The organism is Pseudomonas sp. R3-52-08, assembly GCF_003851745.1.
In the GTDB taxonomy this organism is placed as follows: domain Bacteria; phylum Pseudomonadota; class Gammaproteobacteria; order Pseudomonadales; family Pseudomonadaceae; genus Aquipseudomonas.
Window position 1 is genome coordinate 5,018,066 of sequence record NZ_CP027730.1, and the last position, 19,358, is coordinate 5,037,423.

Sequence of the window (19,358 nt, forward strand, 5' to 3'; positions counted from 1 at the left end):
TTAATTCATCCAGCCCTTGACCCAATCCATCACCGAGTCCGCGTCAGCAGGGGCGCTGCCCCCGCATGCGGCACCGGGTGGTGGCTCGCTGCCGCGAATATACGGCATCTGCACCGCTCCCGGGCAGTTGGCATCCGAACCTTGGCCGGTGTGCGGATCAATCCAGGCCTGCACGATATTGTCCGGCTGCGGCATGTTGAGTGGTAACGGGTCTGCCTTGCGCATGAAGCTGGTCCAGACCTGCAGCGCACCGGTCGCTCCGGTGAATGGCGTCTTGCCATTGTCGTCACGGCCCAACCACACCACGGCCAATACGTCCTGGCCAAAACCTGCGAACCAACTGTCGCGCGAATCGTTACTGGTGCCGGTCTTGCCCGCCAGCGTCAGGTTCGACGGCAGCACGCTGTAGACCGAGCGCCCGGTACCTTCACGCATCACGCGCTGCATGGCGTTCTGGATCAGGTAGATGGAGCCCGCGTCGAAGCGTTGCTGGATCTGGAACGGGTAGCGCTTGAGCGGTTCGCCCTCGGCGGTCAGCACGCTGCGAATACCGCGCATCGGCGTATTGAAGCCACCGTTGGCCAAGGTCTGGTACATGGTGGCCACTTCCATCGGGCTCATGGCCGCCGCGCCCAGGAGCATCGAGGGGAACGCCGGGAACTCGCGCTCGATACCCAGTCGCGCCAGGGTTTTCAGCACATTCGGCACACCGACTTCCAGCCCCAGGCGCGATGTCGAGATATTGTAGGAATGCGCCAGCCCCTGATACAGGAACACGGTGCCGTGCGAGCGGCGGTCGAAGTTCTTTGGCGTCCACACCTGGCCATCGGCGCCTTTGATCGACAGCGGGTCATCCGACAGCCAACTGGTCAGTGTGTACTTGCTCGGTTTTTCCAGGGCGGTCAGGTAGACCGCCGGCTTGACCAGCGAGCCAATCGGGCGCACGGCATCCAGCGCGCGGTTGAACCCGGCGAAGCTGGCCTGACGGCTACCGATCATGGCTTGGACCTCGCCGGTTTCCGGGTTGGTCACCACCATCGCGGCTTCTACTTCATCGGAGCCTTTGCGGCCTGTCAGGCGCTTGAAGGTGTCATTGACCGACGCTTCGGCTTTCATCTGCAGGATGGGGTCGAAGCTAGTGAAGATTCGCAGGCCTTCCTCGGTCAAGTCTTCGTCGCGATAGTCTTCGCGCAGTTGGCGTTTGACCAGGTCGATAAAGCCAGGGAATGAGCTATCTGCCAGCTTGCCGCGGGTGGTGACACCCAGCGGCATTTTCTTCGCGGCCGCGACCTGCTCGGCCGTGGCGACGCCCTGCTGTTCCAATACATCGAGTACCAGGTTGCGGCGCTCGAGCGCACGCTCAGGGTTGCGACGCGGGTTGTAATAGGACGGCCCCTTGACCATCCCCACCAGCAACGCAACCTGATGCAGTTTCAATTCCGACAACGGCTGCCCGAAGAAGAACTGGCTGGCCAGGCCGAAACCGTGCACCGCACGCTGACCATCCTGGCCGACGAAGACTTCGTTGAGGTACGCCTCGAGGATTTCCTGCTTGCTGTAATGCAACTCCAGCAGCATTGCCATCATGGCTTCGGTGAGCTTGCGGGTGAGGCTGCGCTCATTGGTCAGGTAGAAGTTCTTCACCAATTGCTGGGTGAGCGTGCTGCCACCCTGGGTCATCTTGCCGCCGGAAGTATTGACCCACACTGCGCGGGCAATCGATTTGGGCGAGACGCCCCAGTGGCTGTAGAAGTCGCGGTCTTCTACTGCTACCAGGGTTTCCAACAAGTACGGCGGCGCCTGATCGAGCTTGATCAGGATCCGGTCTTCAAGATTCTTCGGGTAGATACCGCCGATCATCAGCGGCTCGAGGCGTACCACCGGCAGCTTGGCGCCGTTGAGCGACGACAACTCAGCCACGTAATCGCCGGAAAAACGCACGCGTACCGGCTGGGCTTTTTCCAGGCCTTCGTAGAACTGGAAGCCGCGGGTGTTCAGGTCGACGGTATTGCCGCTGACGGCCGCCGCGCCTGGGCCGTTGCTCACGGGTTCGCGGCGATAGCCCAGCGCATCGAGTTCGGTGAGGAAGTCCTCCTTGCTCAACTTCTGGCCGGCGAACAATTCCAGCGGGCGTGCGTACACCTTGGCCGGGATGGTCCAGCGCTTGCCGGAGAATTTCTCCTGGACCACGGCGTCGAGATACACCGCCACGCCGGCGAGCGCCACAAGGCCAACCAGGCCTAGCTTGAGCGCCCAGCCCAGCCACGGGCGCAGGCTGCGCGAAGGAGGTTTTTTACGGGAACGGGGAGATCGGGTTCGAGTCATGGCGGCGGATTATACGCACTTTATTGATGATCAACATGAGCCGGACAGCGGTTTGCACGACCGCCCGTAGCGGCCATAATGCTTGCCATGATTTCTCCCAGACTTTAAAGGATCGCCCGTGAGCCAGTCCCTGATTGCCGCCCTGCAAAACCCGGCGTTGTACCCGCATCCGGTGGAAGCGTTTCAAGTCATTGAAACCCATATTTCCTGGGTGATCCTGACCGGTCCCTATGCTTATAAACTGAAGAAACCGATGAACTTCGGCTTCCTCGATTTCACCGACCTGGAAAAACGCGGTCACTTCTGCAACGAAGAGCTGCGCCTCAACCAGCGCCTGACCGAAGATTTGTATCTTGAAGTTTTGCCAATTACCGGCACTGCCGACGCACCGCAATTGGCGGGCGACGGCCCGGTGATCGAGTACGCGCTGAAAATGCGTCAGTTCCCGCAAAGCCAGATGCTGAGCACCTTGCAAGCCAACGGTGAACTCACCAGCGCGCACATAGACGAAATGGCCAGGCAGATTGCGCACTTTCACCTCAACGCGCCCAAGGTCCCGCAGGAGCACCCGGCCGGTACTCCGGAAGAAGTGATGGCACCGGTCCGCCAGAACTTCGAACAGATCCGCCCTTTCCTGAGTGACAAGGCCGACCTCATTCAACTGGAAGCCCTGCAAGCCTGGGCGCAAAGCAGCTTCGAACGCCTCAAGCCATTGCTGGAGCAGCGCAAGCTCAACGGTTTCACCCGTGAATGCCATGGTGATATCCACCTGGGTAACGCCACGTTGATCGATGGCCATGTAGTGATCTTCGACTGCATCGAATTCAACGAGCCGTTCCGCTTTACCGACGTGTATGCCGACACCGCGTTCCTGGCGATGGACCTGGAAGACCGTGGCCTCAAATGCCTGGCACGCCGATTTATCAGCCAGTACCTGGAACTGACCGGCGATTATCAGGGGCTGGAGCTGCTGAATTTCTACAAGGCTTATCGCGCACTGGTGCGGGCGAAAGTCGCCCTGTTCAGCATGCCGAGCGAAGCCGACCCGGTGCAACGCGCCACCACCCTGCGCCAGTACCGTAATTATGCCAATCTGGCGGAAAGCTACAGCACGATTCCGTCGCGCTTCCTGGCCATCACCCACGGGGTTTCGGCTGTGGGCAAAAGCCATGTGGCCATGCGCCTGGTCGAGGCCTTAGGCGCTGTTCGCGTGCGTTCGGATGTGGAGCGCAAGCGCCTGTTTGGCGAGCAGCAGGTTGAAAACACCCCGCAAGCCGGCATCTACAGCGATGACGCCAGTGCTGCGACGTACACGCGCCTGAATGAAATAGCCGACACCGTGCTGCGCGCCGGTTTCCCGGTGGTGCTGGATGCCACCTTCCTCAAACGCGCACAACGTGACTCGGCGGCCCGGGTTGCCGAAGCCACCGGCGCCCCGTTCCTGATTCTGGATTGCAACGCGCCCCAGGCCGTCATCGGCAGTTGGCTGGCACAACGTCAGGCAGATAAAAACGATCCGTCCGACGCAACGTTGCTGGTTATTGAAGAACAAAACGCCAGTCGTGACCCGCTGACCGCTCAAGAGCTGCTGTTGAGTAAACGCGTCGAGACCAATGAAAGCGGGACGCTCGATGCATTGGTCGGGCATATTCGTCAACGCTTGCCCGGTCTGTAAGAAATATTTCTTGGTCGTGTCGTCTACGTTGGCGCACGACCCTGCAATAGTGGCACTATAATGGCGCCATAATTCCAACAGGAGTCGCCGTCATGAGTCAGCCCAAGCTTCTTGATACCCCGCTCTACGCGCTCCTGCATAAGGACGACATTCGGGGCTTCAATCAAGAGCGCCCCGAAGGCGGCGTTATCGACATGCGCGGCGGCGACTTCCGAGGGTTGGACCTGCGCGAACTGAACGCTGCGGGGATCGACTTTACCGACGCCTATTTCCGCTCCGCCGACCTGCGCGGGCTGGATTTACGCGAATGCTCATTGGAAGGTGCCAGCCTGGCCCATGCGCAGATTTCCGGTACTTACTTCTCACCCGACCTGACGGCAGACGAGATTCTGATGTCGGTGAATTTCGGTACCCGCCTGCGTTACCGCACCAAATAACCTCAAAACTCCGGCTCCCGGCTGCGCTTCAGCTTGCCGGGCGTTTTCCCGTGCCTGACACGTAGGGTCATTCTTATAAGCTTTTCAGCCGTTCTCGAGCAAAGAATCACGCTTTTCCTACTGAGCGCTACACTCATTTTCAGGCTTGCCTGGTCACGATACCCACCGCACCATTCGGCCGTCGCAAGGAGGCTTGATGAACGATGAGCTGCAACACCTGAAGAATCTTGGCAAGACGTCGGCGCAGTGGCTGCATGCGGCGGGCATCCACAGCGCGTCCGACCTGCGCCGCCTGGGCGCGGTCGATGCTTACCGAGCCGTGCGAACTCGCGGGTTCCGGGCATCAAAAGTGTTGCTGTATGCGATTGAAGGCGCGTTGATGGACGTGCATTGGAACGACATTCCCACGGAGCGCAAGGAAGCGTTGAACCGTCAGTTGGAGGCGCTCTCAACCCGCCAGAAGATGTAGATCCACCAATCAATCCAGTATTTTCAGGATTTTTGAGAAAAGTAAGGGAATGTTGTTGACTCTCAAATGAGAATCGTTATGATTATCACAACTGGTCGCGAGATCAGCCGATAACTGAAAGACCATTGGTTCGGACTCTCAGATTATCTCCTCATCAGGCTAATCACGGTTATTTGACCCGGCTCTTGCCGGGTCTTTTTTTGCCTGCGAAACGCCGGTTCAACGCGCGATGATCAACGGATGACCACGCTCCGGATGCAACTGCACCAACACATCCAGACCAAACACCGCCTTGAGCGGCTCGGGGCGCAGCACCTGTGCGGGCGTGTCCAGGGCGCGCGGGCATCCGTTCTCCAGCAACAGAATTCGATCACAGTAACGTGCGGCCAGGTTCAGGTCATGCAGGATCACCAATACCGCTGCGCCACGATCGGCAAAGCGCCGGATCGCCTGCAAGGTCGTGTGCTGATGCAACGGATCGAGCATCGATGTCGGCTCATCCAGCAATAGCGTCTGGCCCGCTTCCCCCGGCCATAATTGCGCCAACACACGGGCCAGGTGTACCCGTTGACGCTCCCCGCCCGACAAGGCCAGGTAACTGCGACCACTCAAGTGCTCTACATCCGCCGCCTGCAGTGCCGCGCTGATGATTTCCTCATCGCGTACTCGCCCGGTCTGATGCGGCAAACGCCCCAGTCCTACAACCTCTTCGACACGGAACGCGAAGTCCAGGGTCGAGCTCTGGGGCAGTACCGCCAGGCGCTGGGCTCGTTGCGCGCCGCTCCATTGCTTTAACTCTTGCTGATCCAGCCAAACCTTGCCCTGATCAGGGGTCAACTCGCCGCACAGCGCGCTGAGCAAGGTACTTTTGCCTGCACCATTGGGGCCCAATACGCCGAGCACTTCGCCCGGCAGCAGCTCCAGGGTGACATCTGCCAATACGGTTTTACGCCCGCGACGGATCTGCAACGCTTCCACCCGTAGCATCAGGCGCGCCCTCGCAGCAATAAATAGAGAAAAAATGGCGCGCCAATAAACGCAGTGACGATACCGATCGGCAGTTCCGCCGGCGCCATCGCCAAACGCGCCACCAAATCCGCCAACAGCAACAAACTCGCGCCCGCCAGCACCGAAGCCGGCAATAACACCCGATGGTCCGGTCCGGCCAGCAACCGCACCAAGTGCGGCACCACCAACCCTACAAAGCCGATCATGCCCGCCGCTGCCACCGCCGCACCAACGCCCAGCGCCGTACAGAACACCAGCTCACGCTTGAGCTTTTCCACATCGATGCCCAGGTGGCTGGCCTCGGACTCACCCAGCAACAGCGCATTCAAGGCCTTCGCTCGGCGCGGCAACCACAGCGCCACGCCCGCACTCACCAGCAGCAACGGCCATAAACGTGAATAGCTGGCACCGTTGAGGCTGCCCAGGTTCCAGAATGTGAGGGTACGCAAGGTGGCGTCGTCCGCCAGGTAGGTAAACAGACCTACAGCAGAACCGGCCAGTGCAGTCAGCGCGATGCCGGCGAGCAACATTGTTGCAACGTTGGTCTGGCCATTGCGTCGGCCCAGTCGATACACCAGCGCCGTGACGCCCAGGCCGCCCAGAAACGCGCAAATCGACAAAAGATACGGCCCGAGCGCCTCCGGCAGCCCGCCAAAAAAAGATCCGCCGACAATTGCCACCGCAGCCCCCAGCGCCGCGCCACTGGACACGCCCACCAGGCCAGGATCGGCCAGCGGGTTGCGAAACAAGCCCTGCATCGCCACGCCCGACAAAGCGAGCACACCGCCCACGGCCAGGCCCAGTAACGTGCGCGGCAAGCGAATCTGCCCCAGGATCAACTCTGCCTGTTCGAGCCCCTGGGCCTCAATCGGCACTCCGATCATTCGCAGCGCAGCCCTGAGCGTGTCGAACAGCGGCAGGCTGACCGGTCCCAGGGCCAATGAAAGCCAGATCGCCAGCAGACATAACAGCGCAAGCCCGATAAACAGCGTTTTCGGTTTAACCAACCGGGTCATGGGGCGGGTTCAGCCTGGGACGGGTAAAAGCCTGCGGACAACTGCGCCAGGCTCTGCGGCAGGCGTGGCCCAAGCCCGCCCACCAGCAGCGTCGGGTCCAACTCCAGCACCCGGCCGTTCCTGGCCGCTGGCGTGGAAGCGAGGATGGGGTTTTCCTTGAACAACGCCACACGGGCCGCTTCACCACTGAGCGCCCGATCAGCAACTACTAGCACATCCGGGCTCAACCCGGCCAGCGACTCCGCCGAGAACGGTTTGTAACCACTGTGAGTCGCCAGATTACGGCCGCCGGCCTGCTCCAGCATCCAGTCAGCGGCGGTGTCTTTACCGGCGATCAACGGCTTGCCGCCGGCATGCCCGAGCAACAGCAACACACCGGGCGCTTTCTGCGTCAACCGGGCCTTGGTCACCCAGGCTTTCTGCTGATCCAGCGCCTGCTCATATCCGGCAAACAATTCGTTGGCCTTGGCCTCGCTGCGCAGCAGCTTGCCCAGGTGCGCCAGGTTGGCTTTCAGGCTGGGTAAATCCGGTTGTGCCGAGAACATCTCTACCTGTACGCCCGCGTTGCGGATCTGCGCCAGCACCGGTGGTGGCCCCATCTCTTCGGTCCCCACCAGCACCTGCGGGCGCAGGCTGAGAATGCCCTCGGCCGACAATTGGCGCTGATAACCAATACTGGGCAATGCCTTGAGCGACGCTGGATGCTGGCTGGTGGTGTCCACGCCGACCAGCTTCGGCTCGCCCCCCAATGCCGTCACCCATTCCGATAACGCGCCGCCGGCGCTGACCCAGCGTTGCGGCAGGTCCAAGGCTTGGGCCGCGTGGCTGACCAGCAGTCCGGCAACTAGCGCAATAACGCTGGCACTCAGGCGCATAACAGGGTTTCCTTCCAAGGCAGGGCCGCTCAAGCACTCATTGATGTGACAGATAAACCCTGCCCGGCATCGTAGTGAGCACCCGATCAGCTGACGGGCGAAGCGGGCATTTGATAATTGTTTGCATTTGAACGTCAAGGCACTTAAGGATTGAAATGAAGTTTCTCTGCCCCTCCGAGGCCTTGGCGCCCGACAGCAGCCTCGGTTTTGATATCGACGGTTGCAAACTGTTGGCCGTGCGGCGCGCTGGCGTTGCCTACTTCTATGTCAACCGCTGTCCCCATCGCGGCATCCCACTGGAATGGCAGCCGGACAGCTTCCTCGACTCAAGCGCCAGCCTGATTCAATGCGCCACCCATGGCGCGCTGTTCCTGATCGAAAGCGGCGAATGCATTGCCGGCCCGTGCGCAGGCCAAAGCCTCACCGCCCTGCCCGGCCGCGAAGACGCACAAGGCCTGTGGGTGCAACTCTAGTTGCCCAGCAGCACCTTCAACGGCCGTTCGATACAGATTTCTTCAGGCGTGACCCGCACGCCGTACGCCAGCACCTCCACACCCGCTGCCTTGGCCTCACGCAACGCGGCGGCGTAGCCCGCGTCAATTTCCACCGCTGGGCGCACCGCATCGATCCCCGACAAATTAACGCAGTACAACTGCACCGCCCGCACGCCTTCGCGCGCCAGGTGGGCCAACTCACGCAAGTGCTTGGCACCGCGCTGAGTCACCGCATCGGGGAACGCCGCCACAGAGGTGCCATCAAAGCCCAAGGTGACACTTTTGACTTCGACAAACGCCGGACCGTGCGGGTAGTCCAGGCGAAAATCGATCCGGCTTCGTTCCTGCCCGTAAGGCACTTCGCGTTTCAACGCGGTAAAGCCGTTGAGTTCAGTGATCAGCCCGGCGCGCAGTGCCTCTTCGACCAACTGATTGGCGCGTGCGGTGTTGACGCAGGCCAGCCGGCCCTGGGGCGTTTCGGCGATTTCCCAGGTGCCTGGCAATTTGCGCTTGGGGTCGGCGGAACGGCTGAACCAGACCTGGCCGCCTTCGACCATGCAGTTGAGCATCGAACCGGTGTTCGGGCAGTGAATGGTGAGCAACTCGCCGGTAACGGTTTCGATATCGGTGAGAAAACGCTTGTAGCGGCGGATCAGCCGCCCTTCTTCGAGGGGAGGATGAAAACGCATCAGCCTTGCCAACTCCGCAAGCCACGGGCAATTCGCTCCACCGCCTCTTGTAGCCGGTCGAGGTTTTGCGTGTAGGCAAAACGCACATGATGACCCGCCTGATAACGGCCGAAATCCAGCCCGGGGGTAAAGGCCACATGTTCGGTTTCCAGGAAATGGCGGCAGAACGCGAAGGCATCTCCACCAAACGCGCTGATATCGGCATACAGATAGAACGCGCCTTCGGGCTCTACGGCGATACCAAACCCCAACTCACGCAGGGCCGGCAGCAGGAAGTCGCGGCGCCGGCCAAACTCGGCCCGGCGCTCTTCCAGAATGCTCAGGGTTTGCGGGGTGAAACAGGCCAGGGCCGCGTGCTGGGCCATGCTCGGCGCGCTGATGTAGAGGTTCTGCGCCAACTTCTCCAACTCAGCGACCGCTGCAGGTGGCGCCACCAGCCAGCCCAGGCGCCAGCCGGTCATGCCGAAATACTTGGAAAAACTATTCAGGACGAAGGCATCGTCGTCGACTTCCAGCACGCTCGCGGCGTCGGTGCCGTAGGTGAGCCCGTGATAGATCTCATCCACCACCAGATGGCCGTCGCGCGCCTTGATGGCGTTGGACAGGTCGGCCAACTCGTCCCGCGTCAGAAGCGTCCCGGTCGGGTTGGCCGGCGAGGCAACCAGTGCGCCGACGCTGTCCTGGTTCCAGTGTTGCGCCACCAGGTCGGCGGTCAATTGGTAGCGTACTTGCGGGCCGACCGGCACCAGCTGCGCCGCGCCCTCGATCAAGCGCAGGAAATGCCGGTTGCAGGGGTAGCCCGGATCCGCCAGCAGCCAGTGCTTGCCCGGATCCACCAGCAGGCTGGTGGCCAATAACAACGCACCGGAGCCGCCGGGCGTGATCAGAATGCGCTGCGGATCGATGCTCAACCCGTAGCGCTGCTGATAGAAACCGCTGATCGCCTCGCGCAATTCGGGCAGCCCACGGGCGGCGGTGTAACGGGTTTTGCCATTGGCCAAGGCGGCCTGGCCTGCCTGGATAATCGGTTCGGCGGTGGTGAAATCCGGCTCGCCGATTTCCAGATGGATCACGTCGTGGCCGGCTGACTGCAGCTCATTGGCGCGCGCCAGCAATGCCATGACATGAAAAGGTTCGATGGCGCGACTGCGCGCACTGTAGGGCTGAGCCATTAGCCTTCCTAGACGGTGAGGACAAAATCAGGATTCTACCGAACCCTCGCGATAAAACATGTTCTATTGCCTGCCCGGCCGACTTCACGGCCAGGCAAGCGCCGGCAAAACGACTAAAATCAACATTCGAGACGAGACATACCCAGCCACGACGGGCCGCTGCAGTTTGCAACCCCCGACGCGACAGGCTCGACAACCGGGAGTGGCGCACCCCGAATCTATCTGGTAAGTTCGCCCGCTTGCAGCCGCAGGGCCGGCAGGTGTCGGTGACGTTGCAATCCTGCGCAATGGATTAGAAGAGTGAGAGGCGGTCTATTCATGTCCACCCAAGCAAAGCAACAGCAGACTCAAGGCCTCGGCGGCTTCGAACCCTATGTGGAAAAAAAGGGCGAGGAGTACATGGGCGAGCCCATGCGCGAGCACTTCACCAAAATCCTGAACAAGTGGAAACAGGATTTGATGCAGGAAGTCGACCGCACGGTTGACCATATGAAGGACGAAGCAGCCAACTTCCCTGACCCGGCCGACCGTGCCAGCCAGGAAGAGGAGTTCGCCCTCGAACTGCGCGCCCGCGACCGCGAGCGCAAGTTGATCAAGAAGATCGACAAGACCCTGCAACTGATCAAAGACGAAGAATACGGCTGGTGCGAATCCTGCGGCGTCGAGATCGGTATTCGTCGCCTGGAAGCCCGCCCGACCGCGGACCTCTGTGTAGACTGCAAGACCTTGGCCGAAATCAAGGAAAAACAGGTCGGCAAGTAATGCTTGTCGAGCTGAACGAATGGGGCGTGCGAACGCCCCATTTTTGTTGCTGGCGTTTACCGATTTTCCAGTAGTATCCGGCCCATGACTGCCTCTACCTATATCGGGCGCTTCGCCCCCACGCCCAGCGGCCATCTGCACTTCGGCTCCCTGGTCGCCGCCCTCGCCTCCTACCTCGATGCCCGCGCCAATCAAGGCCGCTGGCTGATGCGCATGGAAGACCTCGACCCACCTCGTGAAGAACCCGGCGCCCAGACGGCAATCCTGCATGCCCTGGAAAGCTACGGCTTTGAGTGGGATGGCGAACTGGTCCGCCAGAGCGAGCGGCACGACGCCTACGCCAAGGTGCTGAACGACTTGTTCAACCACGGCCTGGCCTACGCCTGCACCTGCTCGCGCAGACAGCTGGAACCCTACAACGGGATTTACCCCGGGCTTTGCCGCAATGCTGGCCACGATCAGCAAGATGCGGCTATCCGTTTGCGCGTGCCCGAGCTTGAATACCATTTTACCGACCGCGTACAGGGCGAGTTCCGACAGCACCTGGGGCGCGATGCAGGCGACTTCATCATCCGCCGCCGCGACGGCCTGTACGCCTATCAATTGGCCGTCGTCCTGGATGACGCTTGGCAAGGCGTTACCGACATCGTGCGCGGCGCCGACCTGCTCGATTCCACGCCACGCCAGCTTTACCTCCAGGAGTTACTCGGACTAAGGCAGCCGCGTTATCTGCATGTGCCGCTGATCGTCCAGCCCGACGGTCACAAACTGGGCAAGTCGTACCGTTCGCCACCGCTGACCGCAGACCAGGCCACGCCGTTGCTACTCAGAGCGCTGCGCGCCCTCGGTCAGCCGGCCGGTGACGAGCTGCTTTACGCCAGCCCCAGGGAACTGCTGGATTGGGGCATTCGGCAGTGGGATGCCACACGGATCCCGCGCACACTCACCCTGGCCGAAGCGCAATTGAACTGAAGGCGCTTGCAGCTTGCCAGCCATCCGTTACCATCGCCGCAATTCTTCAATCAGAGGCCAACATGTACATCTATCGATTGGTCCTGCTGCTGGTCGTCGGGATCTACCTGTTTTCCCCCGCCATCATGGACTGGTGGATTGATGCCACGGGCGCCTGGTACCGTCCTTATCTGCTCTGGCTGATCCTGATCGTCGTGACCTTCATCCTGCAGAGCCAAAAAGATGCCGATGAGCTTTAGCCTCACCCAGATGCTGCTGATCAGCGCCGCCTACCTGGCGGCGTTGTTCGGCGTCGCCTGGATCAGTGAGCGTGGAATGATTCCGCGGGCGATCATTCGCCATCCCTTGACCTACACCTTGTCCCTGGGCGTATACGCCAGCGCTTGGGCGTTCTACGGTACGGTGGGCCTGGCCTATCAATACGGCTACGGTTTCCTCTCCAGCTACCTGGGGGTGTCCGGTGCGTTCCTGCTGGCGCCGGTGCTGCTGTACCCGATTTTGAAAATCACCCGCACCTATCAGTTGTCCTCCCTGGCGGACCTGTTTGCCTTTCGTTTTCGCAGCACCTGGGCCGGCGCACTCACCACGATTTTCATGTTGATCGGCGTGCTGCCGTTGCTCGCCCTGCAGATCCAGGCAGTGGCCGACTCGATCAGCATCCTCACCCGCGAGCCGGTGCAACATCGCGTTGCCCTGGCCTTCTGCGCCTTGATCAGCCTGTTCACCATTTTCTTTGGCTCACGCCATATCGCCACCCGCGAAAAACACCAGGGCCTGGTGTTTGCGATTGCCTTTGAGTCGGTCATCAAGCTGGTCGCCATCGGCGGTGTCGGCCTTTATGCGCTCTACGGCGTGTTCGACGGCCCGCAACAGCTGGAATTGTGGCTGCTGCAAAACCAGACCGCCCTCGCCGCCTTGCACACGCCCCTGCAGGAAGGCCCCTGGCGCACGCTGCTGCTGGTGTTCTTCGCCTCGGCCATCGTGATGCCGCACATGTACCACATGACCTTCACCGAAAACCTCAACCCACGCTCATTGGTCAGCGCCAGCTGGGGTTTGCCACTGTTCCTGCTGTTGATGAGCCTGGCGGTGCCGCTGATTCTGTGGGCCGGCCTGAAACTGGGGGCCACCACCAACCCTGAGTATTTCACCCTCGGCATCGGCATTGCCGCCAACAGCCCGGCCCTGGCGCTGTTGGCGTATGTCGGCGGTTTGTCGGCGGCCAGTGGCTTGATCATTGTCACCACGCTGGCACTCTCCGGGATGGCGCTCAACCACCTGGTGCTGCCGCTGTACCAACCACCGGCCGAAGGCAACATCTACCGCTGGTTGAAATGGACGCGCCGCGCGCTGATCGTCGCGATCATCATGGCCGGCTATGCCTTTTACCTGCTGCTGGGCGCCGGGCAAGACCTGGCCAACCTCGGCATCGTGGCGTTTGTCGCCACCTTGCAGTTCCTGCCGGGCGTGCTCTCGGTGCTGTACTGGCCGACCGCCAATCGCCGTGGCTTTATCGCCGGGTTGCTGGCGGGCATCCTGGTGTGGCTGGTGACCATGCTGCTACCGCTGGTCGGCAACCTGCAGGGTTTCTACATACCGTTGCTGAACATGATTTACGTGCTGGATGACACCAGCTGGCACATGGCCGCAATCGCTTCGCTGGCCGCCAACGTCCTGATGTTCACCCTGATCTCGCTGTTCACCAACGCCAGCCCCGAAGAAACCAGCGCCGCCGAGGCCTGCGCGGTAGACAACGTGCGTCGCCCGCAACGCCGCGAACTGCATGCGGCCTCGCCCCAGGAATTCGCCACGCAACTGGCCAAGCCGCTCGGCGCCAAGGCCGCGCAAAAGGAAGTCGAACAAGCCTTGCGCGATCTGTACCTGCCGTTCGACGAGCGCCGTCCCTATGCGCTGCGGCGCTTGCGGGACCGTATCGAAGCCAACTTGTCCGGGCTGATGGGCCCCAGCGTGTCCCAGGACATGGTGGAAACCTTCCTGCCCTACAAGGCCGGCGGCGAAAACTACGTGACCGAAGACATCCATTTCATCGAAAGCCGGTTGGAGGACTATCACTCCCGCCTCACCGGCCTCGCCGCCGAACTCGATGCCCTGCGCCGTTACCACCGCCAGACCCTGCAGGAACTGCCGATGGGCGTGTGTTCCCTGGCCAAGGACCAGGAAATCCTGATGTGGAACAAGGCTATGGAAGAGCTTACCGGCATTGCCGCGCAACGCGTGGTCGGCTCTCGCCTCAATACACTCGGCGACCCCTGGAAAGAATTGTTGCAAGGTTTTATCAACCTGCCCGACGAGCATTTGCACAAGCAGCACCTGGCCCTCGACGGCCAGACCCGTTGGCTCAACCTGCACAAGGCCGCCATTGACGAGCCCCTGGCCCCAGGCAACAGCGGCCTGGTGTTGCTGGTGGAAGACCTCACCGACACCCAGATGCTCGAAGACAAGCTGGTGCACTCCGAGCGCCTGGCCAGTATTGGTCGCCTGGCCGCCGGTGTGGCGCATGAGATCGGCAACCCGATCACCGGCATCGCCTGCCTGGCGCAGAACCTGCGGGAAGAGCGCGAGGAGGACGGTGAAATCACCGAGATCAGCGGGCAGATCCTCGAGCAGACCAAGCGCGTGTCGCGCATCGTGCAGTCGCTGATGAGCTTCGCCCACTCCGGCGCCCATCAGAATCAGGACGAAGCGGTGTGCCTGGCCAAAGTGGCGCAGGACGCCATTGGGCTGCTGGCCTTGAACCGGCGCAATTTCGAAGTACAGTTCTTTAACCTGTGCGATCCGGACCACTGGGTCGATGGCGACTCACAACGCCTGGCCCAGGTCCTGATCAACTTGCTGTCCAACGCCCGCGATGCGTCCCCGCCGCACAGTGCGGTACGCGTCAAGAGCGAGGCTTTCGAGCACACGGTCGACCTGATCGTGGAAGATGAAGGCAGCGGCATTCCACAGAACATCATGGACCGATTGTTCGAACCCTTCTTCACCACCAAGGACCCAGGTGAAGGTACCGGTCTGGGCCTTGCACTGGTCTATTCCATCGTTGAAGAGCATTATGGACAAATCACCATCGACAGCCCGGCTGACACCGAAAGCCAACGCGGCACCCGTATCCGGGTGACCTTGCCGCGTCATGTCGAAGCGACGTCCGCTGTGAACTGAGACCGTCGAGAGAATTGAATCAATGCCGCACATTTTGATCGTCGAAGACGAAACCATTATCCGCTCTGCCTTGCGTCGCCTGCTTGAACGTAATCAGTACCAGGTCAGCGAAGCCGGCTCGGTGCAGGAAGCCCAGGAGCGGTTCAGCATTCCCACGTTCGACCTGATCGTCAGCGACCTGCGCTTGCCGGGCGCTCCGGGTACCGAATTGATCAAGCTGGGCCAGGGCACTCCGGTGCTGATCATGACCAGCTACGCCAGCCTGCGCTCGGCGGTGGACTCGATGAAGATGGGCGCGGTGGACTACATCGCCAAGCCTTTCGACCATGACGAGATGCTGCAGGCTGTGGCGCGCATCCTGCGTGACCGCCAGTCGGCCAGCAGCGCGCCAGCCGAACCGCGTCCGGCAGGAAAAGCAGCCGACAAACCGGGCGTCGATAACAGTAACGGCGAGATCGGCATCATTGGCTCCTGCCCGCCGATGCAGGACCTTTACAGCAAGATCCGCAAAGTGGCGCCGACCGACTCCAATGTATTGATCCAGGGTGAGTCGGGCACCGGCAAGGAACTGGTGGCCCGCGCGCTGCATAACCTGTCCAGGCGCGCCAAGGCCCCGATGATCTCGGTGAACTGCGCGGCGATCCCCGAATCCCTGATCGAGTCGGAATTGTTTGGCCACGAAAAAGGCGCGTTCACCGGTGCCAGCGCCGGGCGTGCGGGCCTGGTCGAAGCCGCCGACGGCGGCACGCTGTTCCTCGACGAAATCGGCGAGTTGCCCCTGGAAGCCCAGGCGCGCTTGTTGCGGGTGCTGCAGGAAGGCGAGATTCGCCGGGTCGGTTCGGTGCAATCGCAGAAGGTCGATGTACGCCTGATCGCCGCGACGCACCGTGACCTCAAGAGCCTGGCCAAGATCGGCCAGTTCCGTGAAGACCTGTATTATCGCCTGCATGTGATTGCGCTCAAGCTGCCGCCACTGCGCGAGCGTGGCGCCGATGTCAACGAGATCGCCAGCGCGTTCCTGCTGCGCCAGAGCGCGCGCATCAACCGTACCGATCTGAAGTTTGCGCCGGACGCAGAGCAGGCGATCCGCCATTACGCCTGGCCGGGCAACGTGCGCGAACTGGAGAACGCCGTCGAGCGCGCGGTCATCCTGTCGGAAAGCCCGGAAATATCCGCCGAGCTGTTGGGCATCGATATCGAGCTCAGCGATCTGGACGACGACGACTTCATCGGTCTGGCGCCACAACAGGGCGCAGGTAGCGCGACCAGCCATGAGCCGACGGAAGATTTGTCCCTGGAAGACTACTTCCAGCATTTCGTCCTCGAGCACCAGGACCACATGACCGAAACCGAACTGGCCCGCAAGCTTGGCGTAAGCCGCAAGTGCCTGTGGGAACGTCGCCAACGCCTGGGCATTCCACGGCGCAAGACCGGTGTTCCCAGCGAGAGCTGAGGTAACACCTGCTAATGTGAAAAAACTGTTACCGCAGATATTTCACGTAACAAAAACCGGGGCTTACGGTAACGAAGCCCCGGTTTTTTTTCGCCCGCCAAACCCCGCAAATCACCTCAAACCCCTGCGTTTGCTGGGCGGCGCAAAAGTTGGCACGCACCCTGCTATATGCTTAGTACAAAAACAATAACAAGCTTTGTACCAGACAATAAAAATAAGACGAATCGACTCACGCATAACAAAAACAACACGGCGGAGGCGCAGCTAACTGATTCTTTTGGAGAGGCGTTGCATTGGGGCTTGCCCCGCAACCAGGCCGAGAACAACAAAAACTGCCCTAAGGCAGAGCCTGAACTGGTTGGATCGTAGATCAGCAACACAGCGACCAAAGCAATCCGTTTGCTCTTGGCTCCCGATTGGGAGTGCCATGAAGGTGAAGCTTCCTGGCGAGGGCGATCAACAAAAACAAGAAGCCCGACACCATAATAAAAATAGAGTACGCAACTACTTCTGGGGGAGCTTCGGCTCCCCTTGTAGTTTCCGACAGTTAGCCCCTGGATTTGCCTTTTAAACGCTTATGGCGCAACGCCTGCAGCTTGTTCCTACACCATCCCCTGACTAAATGCTAGAATCCCGGCCCATCATGCGGTCATTCTTCGTTATGGCCGAACATTCCTTCAAACAGTGCATCCCATGCTGAAGAAGTTGTTCCAGTCATTCCGTTCTCCCTTGCGTCGTACGCAACACATTCGCAGCACGCCTGAAGTGCTTAACAGCAATCAGCATTCATTGCAGCGCGCTCAATTCAGCCGTTATGCGGTGAACATCGTCGAACGTTTGCAGAACGCCGGTTACCAGGCCTACCTGGTGGGCGGCTGCGTACGTGACATGCTGCTCAATATCACGCCGAAGGATTTCGACGTCGCCACTAGCGCCACGCCTGAACAGGTGCGTGCCGAATTCCGCAATGCGCGGATCATCGGGCGCCGCTTCAAGCTGGTGCATATCCACTTCGGTCGCGAAATCATCGAGGTCGCGACGTTCCGCGCCGGCCACCCGCAAAACGATGAAGAGGAAGACACCAATCAGTCTTCTCGCAACGAGAGCGGGCGCATCCTGCGCGACAATGTCTACGGCACGCTGGAAGAAGACGCGCAACGCCGCGACTTCACCATCAATGCCCTGTATTACGATCCAGTCAGCGAGCGGATCCTCGATTACGCCAATGGCGTACACGATATCCGCAACAACCTGATCCGCCTGATCGGCGACCCGACGCAGCGCTACCAGGAAGACCCGGTGCGCATGCTGCGCGCTGTGCGGTTCGCCGCCAAGCTCAACTTCGGTATCGAGAAACACACAGCCGCACCGATTCGCGAACTGGCACCGATGCTGCGGGAAATCCCGTCGGCACGCCTGTTTGAAGAAGTGCTCAAACTGTTCCTTTCGGGCTACGCCGCCGACACCTTTGAAATGCTCGTCGACCTGCAGTTGTTCGATCCACTGTTCCCGGCCAGCGCCGAGGCATTGGAACACAACCCGACGTACACCCACACGCTGATCAGCGAAGCGTTGATCAACACTGACTTGCGCATCAAGCAGAACAAGCCAGTGACCCCGGCGTTCCTGTTTGCCGCGCTGTTGTGGCCGGCCCTGCCCAAACGCGTACTGCGCTTGCAGGACCGTGGCATGCCGCCGATTCCCGCCATGCAGGAAGCCGCCCACGAGCTGATCACCGAACAGTGCCAGCGCATCGCCATTCCGAAACGCTTCACCCTGCCGATCCGCGAAATCTGGGACATGCAGGAGCGCCTGCCGCGCCGCAGTGGCAAACGCGCCGACCTGCTGCTGGACAACCCGCGCTTCCGCGCCGGCTACGACTTCCTGTTGCTGCGCGAAAGCGCCGGCGAGCAGACCGACGGCCTGGGTGAGTGGTGGACCGACTATCAGGATGCCAATGACAGCCAACGCCGCGAGATGATTCGTGAGCTCGGCAGCAAAGGCGATAGCCTAGGCGAAGGGCCGAAAAAGCGCCGCCGCAGCTCCAGCAAGCGCAAACGCAGCGCCGCCGATGCCTCGGGCGCAACAGGCGAATAATCGTGGAACGTATCTACATCGGCATGGGCAGCAACCTGGCTGCCCCGCAGCAGCAACTGCGCAACGCTATCGAAGCCCTGGCGCACTTGCCCGACACGGCCCTCGTCGATGTATCCGCCTTCTATCAAAGCGACTCCCTGCTGCCAGGCCAACCGCGCTACACCAACGCGGTGGCGGCCGTGGACAGCAACCTCACGCCGCTGGGCCTGCTCGACGCACTGCACGCCATCGAAAACGATCAGGGCCGCGAGCGCACTGAGCGTTGGGGGCCACGTACGCTGGACCTGGATATCCTGCTATTCGGTAATCGCCTGATTGATGAGCCGCGCCTCAAAGTGCCGCATTACCAGATGCACCTGCGGGCGTTCGTGCTTTATCCATTGGCTGAACTGGTGCCTGCCGACTTTCAGTTGCCCGAGGGCCAAACGCTGGGTGAACTGCTGACAGCTTGCCCATTCGTCGGCCTGGAACGCTTGCCTCTGTAGGAGCGAGCTTGCTCGCAAAAATCGTCAACGATCACGCGCTCAGCCTGATTGAACGCGGTGCCCTTGGATTCTTCGCGAGCAAGCTCGCTCCTGCAATCGCGTCCGTAACAGGGGTAACACCGCCATCGTAACAAGGCGGTAACACATCCAATTGACTTCCCGTGTCCTCCTCACGACTATAGGCGTCCCGCCGCCGCCAACCCGGCGCTGAAGGGCGCAATCCAGGCCATATAAGCACTGCTATCAAGACGG

At 60.9% G+C, this 19,358-nt stretch carries 17 protein-coding genes; 11 read left to right on the plus strand and 6 right to left on the minus strand.

Going from position 1 to position 19,358, the window contains the following annotated elements; genetic code table 11:
- Entirely contained in the window at window positions 1-2,325 is a 2,325-nt protein-coding gene (gene mrcB, locus C4J91_RS23130) for a penicillin-binding protein 1B (RefSeq protein ID WP_124364413.1), read from the minus strand.
- A 118-nt stretch (window positions 2,326-2,443) separates the two neighbouring features.
- Between mrcB and C4J91_RS23135 the strand changes: the two genes are divergently transcribed.
- From C4J91_RS23135 to C4J91_RS23145, 3 genes are all read left to right on the plus strand, one after another.
- Entirely contained in the window at window positions 2,444-4,000 is a 1,557-nt protein-coding gene (locus C4J91_RS23135; RefSeq protein ID WP_124364414.1) for a bifunctional aminoglycoside phosphotransferase/ATP-binding protein, read from the plus strand.
- A gap of 92 nt (window positions 4,001-4,092) precedes the next feature.
- Window positions 4,093-4,437, plus strand: a complete 345-nt coding sequence (locus C4J91_RS23140) for a pentapeptide repeat-containing protein (protein ID WP_124364415.1) — start codon at window positions 4,093-4,095, stop codon at window positions 4,435-4,437.
- Between the two features lie 196 nt (window positions 4,438-4,633).
- Window positions 4,634-4,906 carry a TfoX/Sxy family protein gene (locus C4J91_RS23145; RefSeq protein ID WP_124364416.1) on the plus strand — a complete coding sequence of 91 codons (273 nt, stop codon included), beginning with the start codon at window positions 4,634-4,636 and terminating at the stop codon, window positions 4,904-4,906.
- A 219-nt stretch (window positions 4,907-5,125) separates the two neighbouring features.
- On the opposite strand, the gene C4J91_RS23150 is transcribed toward C4J91_RS23145, so the two are convergent.
- The 3 genes from C4J91_RS23150 to C4J91_RS23160 are packed head-to-tail and all read right to left on the minus strand — an operon-like array spanning window position 5,126 to window position 7,805.
- Window positions 5,126-5,893, minus strand: coding sequence for a heme ABC transporter ATP-binding protein (locus C4J91_RS23150; RefSeq protein ID WP_124364417.1), 768 nt, complete (start codon window positions 5,891-5,893; stop codon window positions 5,126-5,128).
- Entirely contained in the window at window positions 5,893-6,876 is a 984-nt protein-coding gene (locus tag C4J91_RS23155; RefSeq protein WP_164484596.1) for an iron ABC transporter permease, read from the minus strand. Before C4J91_RS23155 ends, C4J91_RS23150 begins: the two co-directional genes overlap by 1 nt.
- Before the next feature lie 50 nt (window positions 6,877-6,926).
- Complete coding sequence (locus C4J91_RS23160) at window positions 6,927-7,805, minus strand: hemin ABC transporter substrate-binding protein (RefSeq protein WP_124364419.1); 879 nt, start codon at window positions 7,803-7,805, stop codon at window positions 6,927-6,929.
- Between the two features lie 155 nt (window positions 7,806-7,960).
- Between C4J91_RS23160 and C4J91_RS23165 the strand changes: the two genes are divergently transcribed.
- Window positions 7,961-8,278, plus strand: a complete 318-nt coding sequence (locus C4J91_RS23165) for a Rieske 2Fe-2S domain-containing protein (RefSeq protein ID WP_124364420.1) — start codon at window positions 7,961-7,963, stop codon at window positions 8,276-8,278.
- Here C4J91_RS23165 and sfsA read toward each other — a convergent pair.
- Window positions 8,275-8,988 carry a DNA/RNA nuclease SfsA gene (gene sfsA, locus C4J91_RS23170; RefSeq protein WP_124364421.1) on the minus strand — a complete coding sequence of 238 codons (714 nt, stop codon included), beginning with the start codon at window positions 8,986-8,988 and terminating at the stop codon, window positions 8,275-8,277. The genes C4J91_RS23165 and sfsA overlap by 4 nt on opposite strands.
- On the minus strand, window positions 8,988-10,160 hold the full coding sequence (locus tag C4J91_RS23175) for a pyridoxal phosphate-dependent aminotransferase (protein WP_124364422.1): 1,173 nt from the start codon (window positions 10,158-10,160) through the stop codon (window positions 8,988-8,990). The genes sfsA and C4J91_RS23175 overlap by 1 nt, the downstream gene beginning before the upstream one ends.
- Window positions 10,161-10,478: 318 nt before the next feature.
- Between C4J91_RS23175 and dksA the strand changes: the two genes are divergently transcribed.
- The 7 genes from dksA (at window position 10,479) to folK (ending at window position 19,106) form a co-directional block, all read left to right on the plus strand.
- On the plus strand, window positions 10,479-10,922 hold the full coding sequence (gene dksA, locus C4J91_RS23180; RefSeq protein ID WP_003194150.1) for an RNA polymerase-binding protein DksA: 444 nt from the start codon (window positions 10,479-10,481) through the stop codon (window positions 10,920-10,922).
- Window positions 10,923-11,006: 84 nt separating this feature from the next.
- Entirely contained in the window at window positions 11,007-11,894 is an 888-nt protein-coding gene (gene gluQRS / locus C4J91_RS23185) for a tRNA glutamyl-Q(34) synthetase GluQRS (protein ID WP_124364423.1), read from the plus strand.
- Between the two features lie 62 nt (window positions 11,895-11,956).
- Window positions 11,957-12,133 carry a hypothetical protein gene (locus C4J91_RS23190; protein ID WP_003176118.1) on the plus strand — a complete coding sequence of 59 codons (177 nt, stop codon included), beginning with the start codon at window positions 11,957-11,959 and terminating at the stop codon, window positions 12,131-12,133.
- Window positions 12,117-15,071: a sensor histidine kinase gene (locus C4J91_RS23195; protein WP_164484567.1), complete on the plus strand. Its 2,955-nt coding sequence runs from the start codon at window positions 12,117-12,119 to the stop codon at window positions 15,069-15,071. Before C4J91_RS23190 ends, C4J91_RS23195 begins: the two co-directional genes overlap by 17 nt.
- A 22-nt stretch (window positions 15,072-15,093) precedes the next feature.
- On the plus strand, window positions 15,094-16,524 hold the full coding sequence (locus C4J91_RS23200; RefSeq protein ID WP_124364425.1) for a sigma-54 dependent transcriptional regulator: 1,431 nt from the start codon (window positions 15,094-15,096) through the stop codon (window positions 16,522-16,524).
- Between the two features lie 693 nt (window positions 16,525-17,217).
- A complete protein-coding gene (locus C4J91_RS23205; RefSeq protein ID WP_124364426.1) occupies window positions 17,218-18,621 on the plus strand; it encodes a polynucleotide adenylyltransferase PcnB in 1,404 nt (467 codons plus the stop codon).
- A gap of 2 nt (window positions 18,622-18,623) precedes the next feature.
- Window positions 18,624-19,106, plus strand: a complete 483-nt coding sequence (gene folK, locus C4J91_RS23210; RefSeq protein ID WP_124364427.1) for a 2-amino-4-hydroxy-6-hydroxymethyldihydropteridine diphosphokinase — start codon at window positions 18,624-18,626, stop codon at window positions 19,104-19,106.
- The last annotated feature ends 252 nt before the right edge of the window (window positions 19,107-19,358 follow it).

Excerpts from the sequence above, each read along its gene's own strand:
- mrcB (WP_124364413.1), bottom strand. The coding sequence starts at position 2,325 with ATGACTCGAACCCGATCTCCCCGTTCCCGTAAAAAACCTCCTTCGCGC.
- C4J91_RS23140 (WP_124364415.1), top strand. The coding sequence starts at position 4,093 with ATGAGTCAGCCCAAGCTTCTTGATACCCCGCTCTACGCGCTCCTGCAT.
- C4J91_RS23145 (WP_124364416.1), top strand. The coding sequence starts at position 4,634 with ATGAACGATGAGCTGCAACACCTGAAGAATCTTGGCAAGACGTCGGCG.
- C4J91_RS23150 (WP_124364417.1), bottom strand. The coding sequence starts at position 5,893 with ATGCTACGGGTGGAAGCGTTGCAGATCCGTCGCGGGCGTAAAACCGTA.
- C4J91_RS23160 (WP_124364419.1), bottom strand. The coding sequence starts at position 7,805 with ATGCGCCTGAGTGCCAGCGTTATTGCGCTAGTTGCCGGACTGCTGGTC.
- C4J91_RS23165 (WP_124364420.1), top strand. The coding sequence starts at position 7,961 with ATGAAGTTTCTCTGCCCCTCCGAGGCCTTGGCGCCCGACAGCAGCCTC.
- sfsA (WP_124364421.1), bottom strand. The coding sequence starts at position 8,988 with ATGCGTTTTCATCCTCCCCTCGAAGAAGGGCGGCTGATCCGCCGCTAC.
- C4J91_RS23175 (WP_124364422.1), bottom strand. The coding sequence starts at position 10,160 with ATGGCTCAGCCCTACAGTGCGCGCAGTCGCGCCATCGAACCTTTTCAT.
- dksA (WP_003194150.1), top strand. The coding sequence starts at position 10,479 with ATGTCCACCCAAGCAAAGCAACAGCAGACTCAAGGCCTCGGCGGCTTC.
- gluQRS (WP_124364423.1), top strand. The coding sequence starts at position 11,007 with ATGACTGCCTCTACCTATATCGGGCGCTTCGCCCCCACGCCCAGCGGC.
- C4J91_RS23190 (WP_003176118.1), top strand. The coding sequence starts at position 11,957 with ATGTACATCTATCGATTGGTCCTGCTGCTGGTCGTCGGGATCTACCTG.
- C4J91_RS23195 (WP_164484567.1), top strand. The coding sequence starts at position 12,117 with ATGCCGATGAGCTTTAGCCTCACCCAGATGCTGCTGATCAGCGCCGCC.
- C4J91_RS23200 (WP_124364425.1), top strand. The coding sequence starts at position 15,094 with ATGCCGCACATTTTGATCGTCGAAGACGAAACCATTATCCGCTCTGCC.
- C4J91_RS23205 (WP_124364426.1), top strand. The coding sequence starts at position 17,218 with ATGCTGAAGAAGTTGTTCCAGTCATTCCGTTCTCCCTTGCGTCGTACG.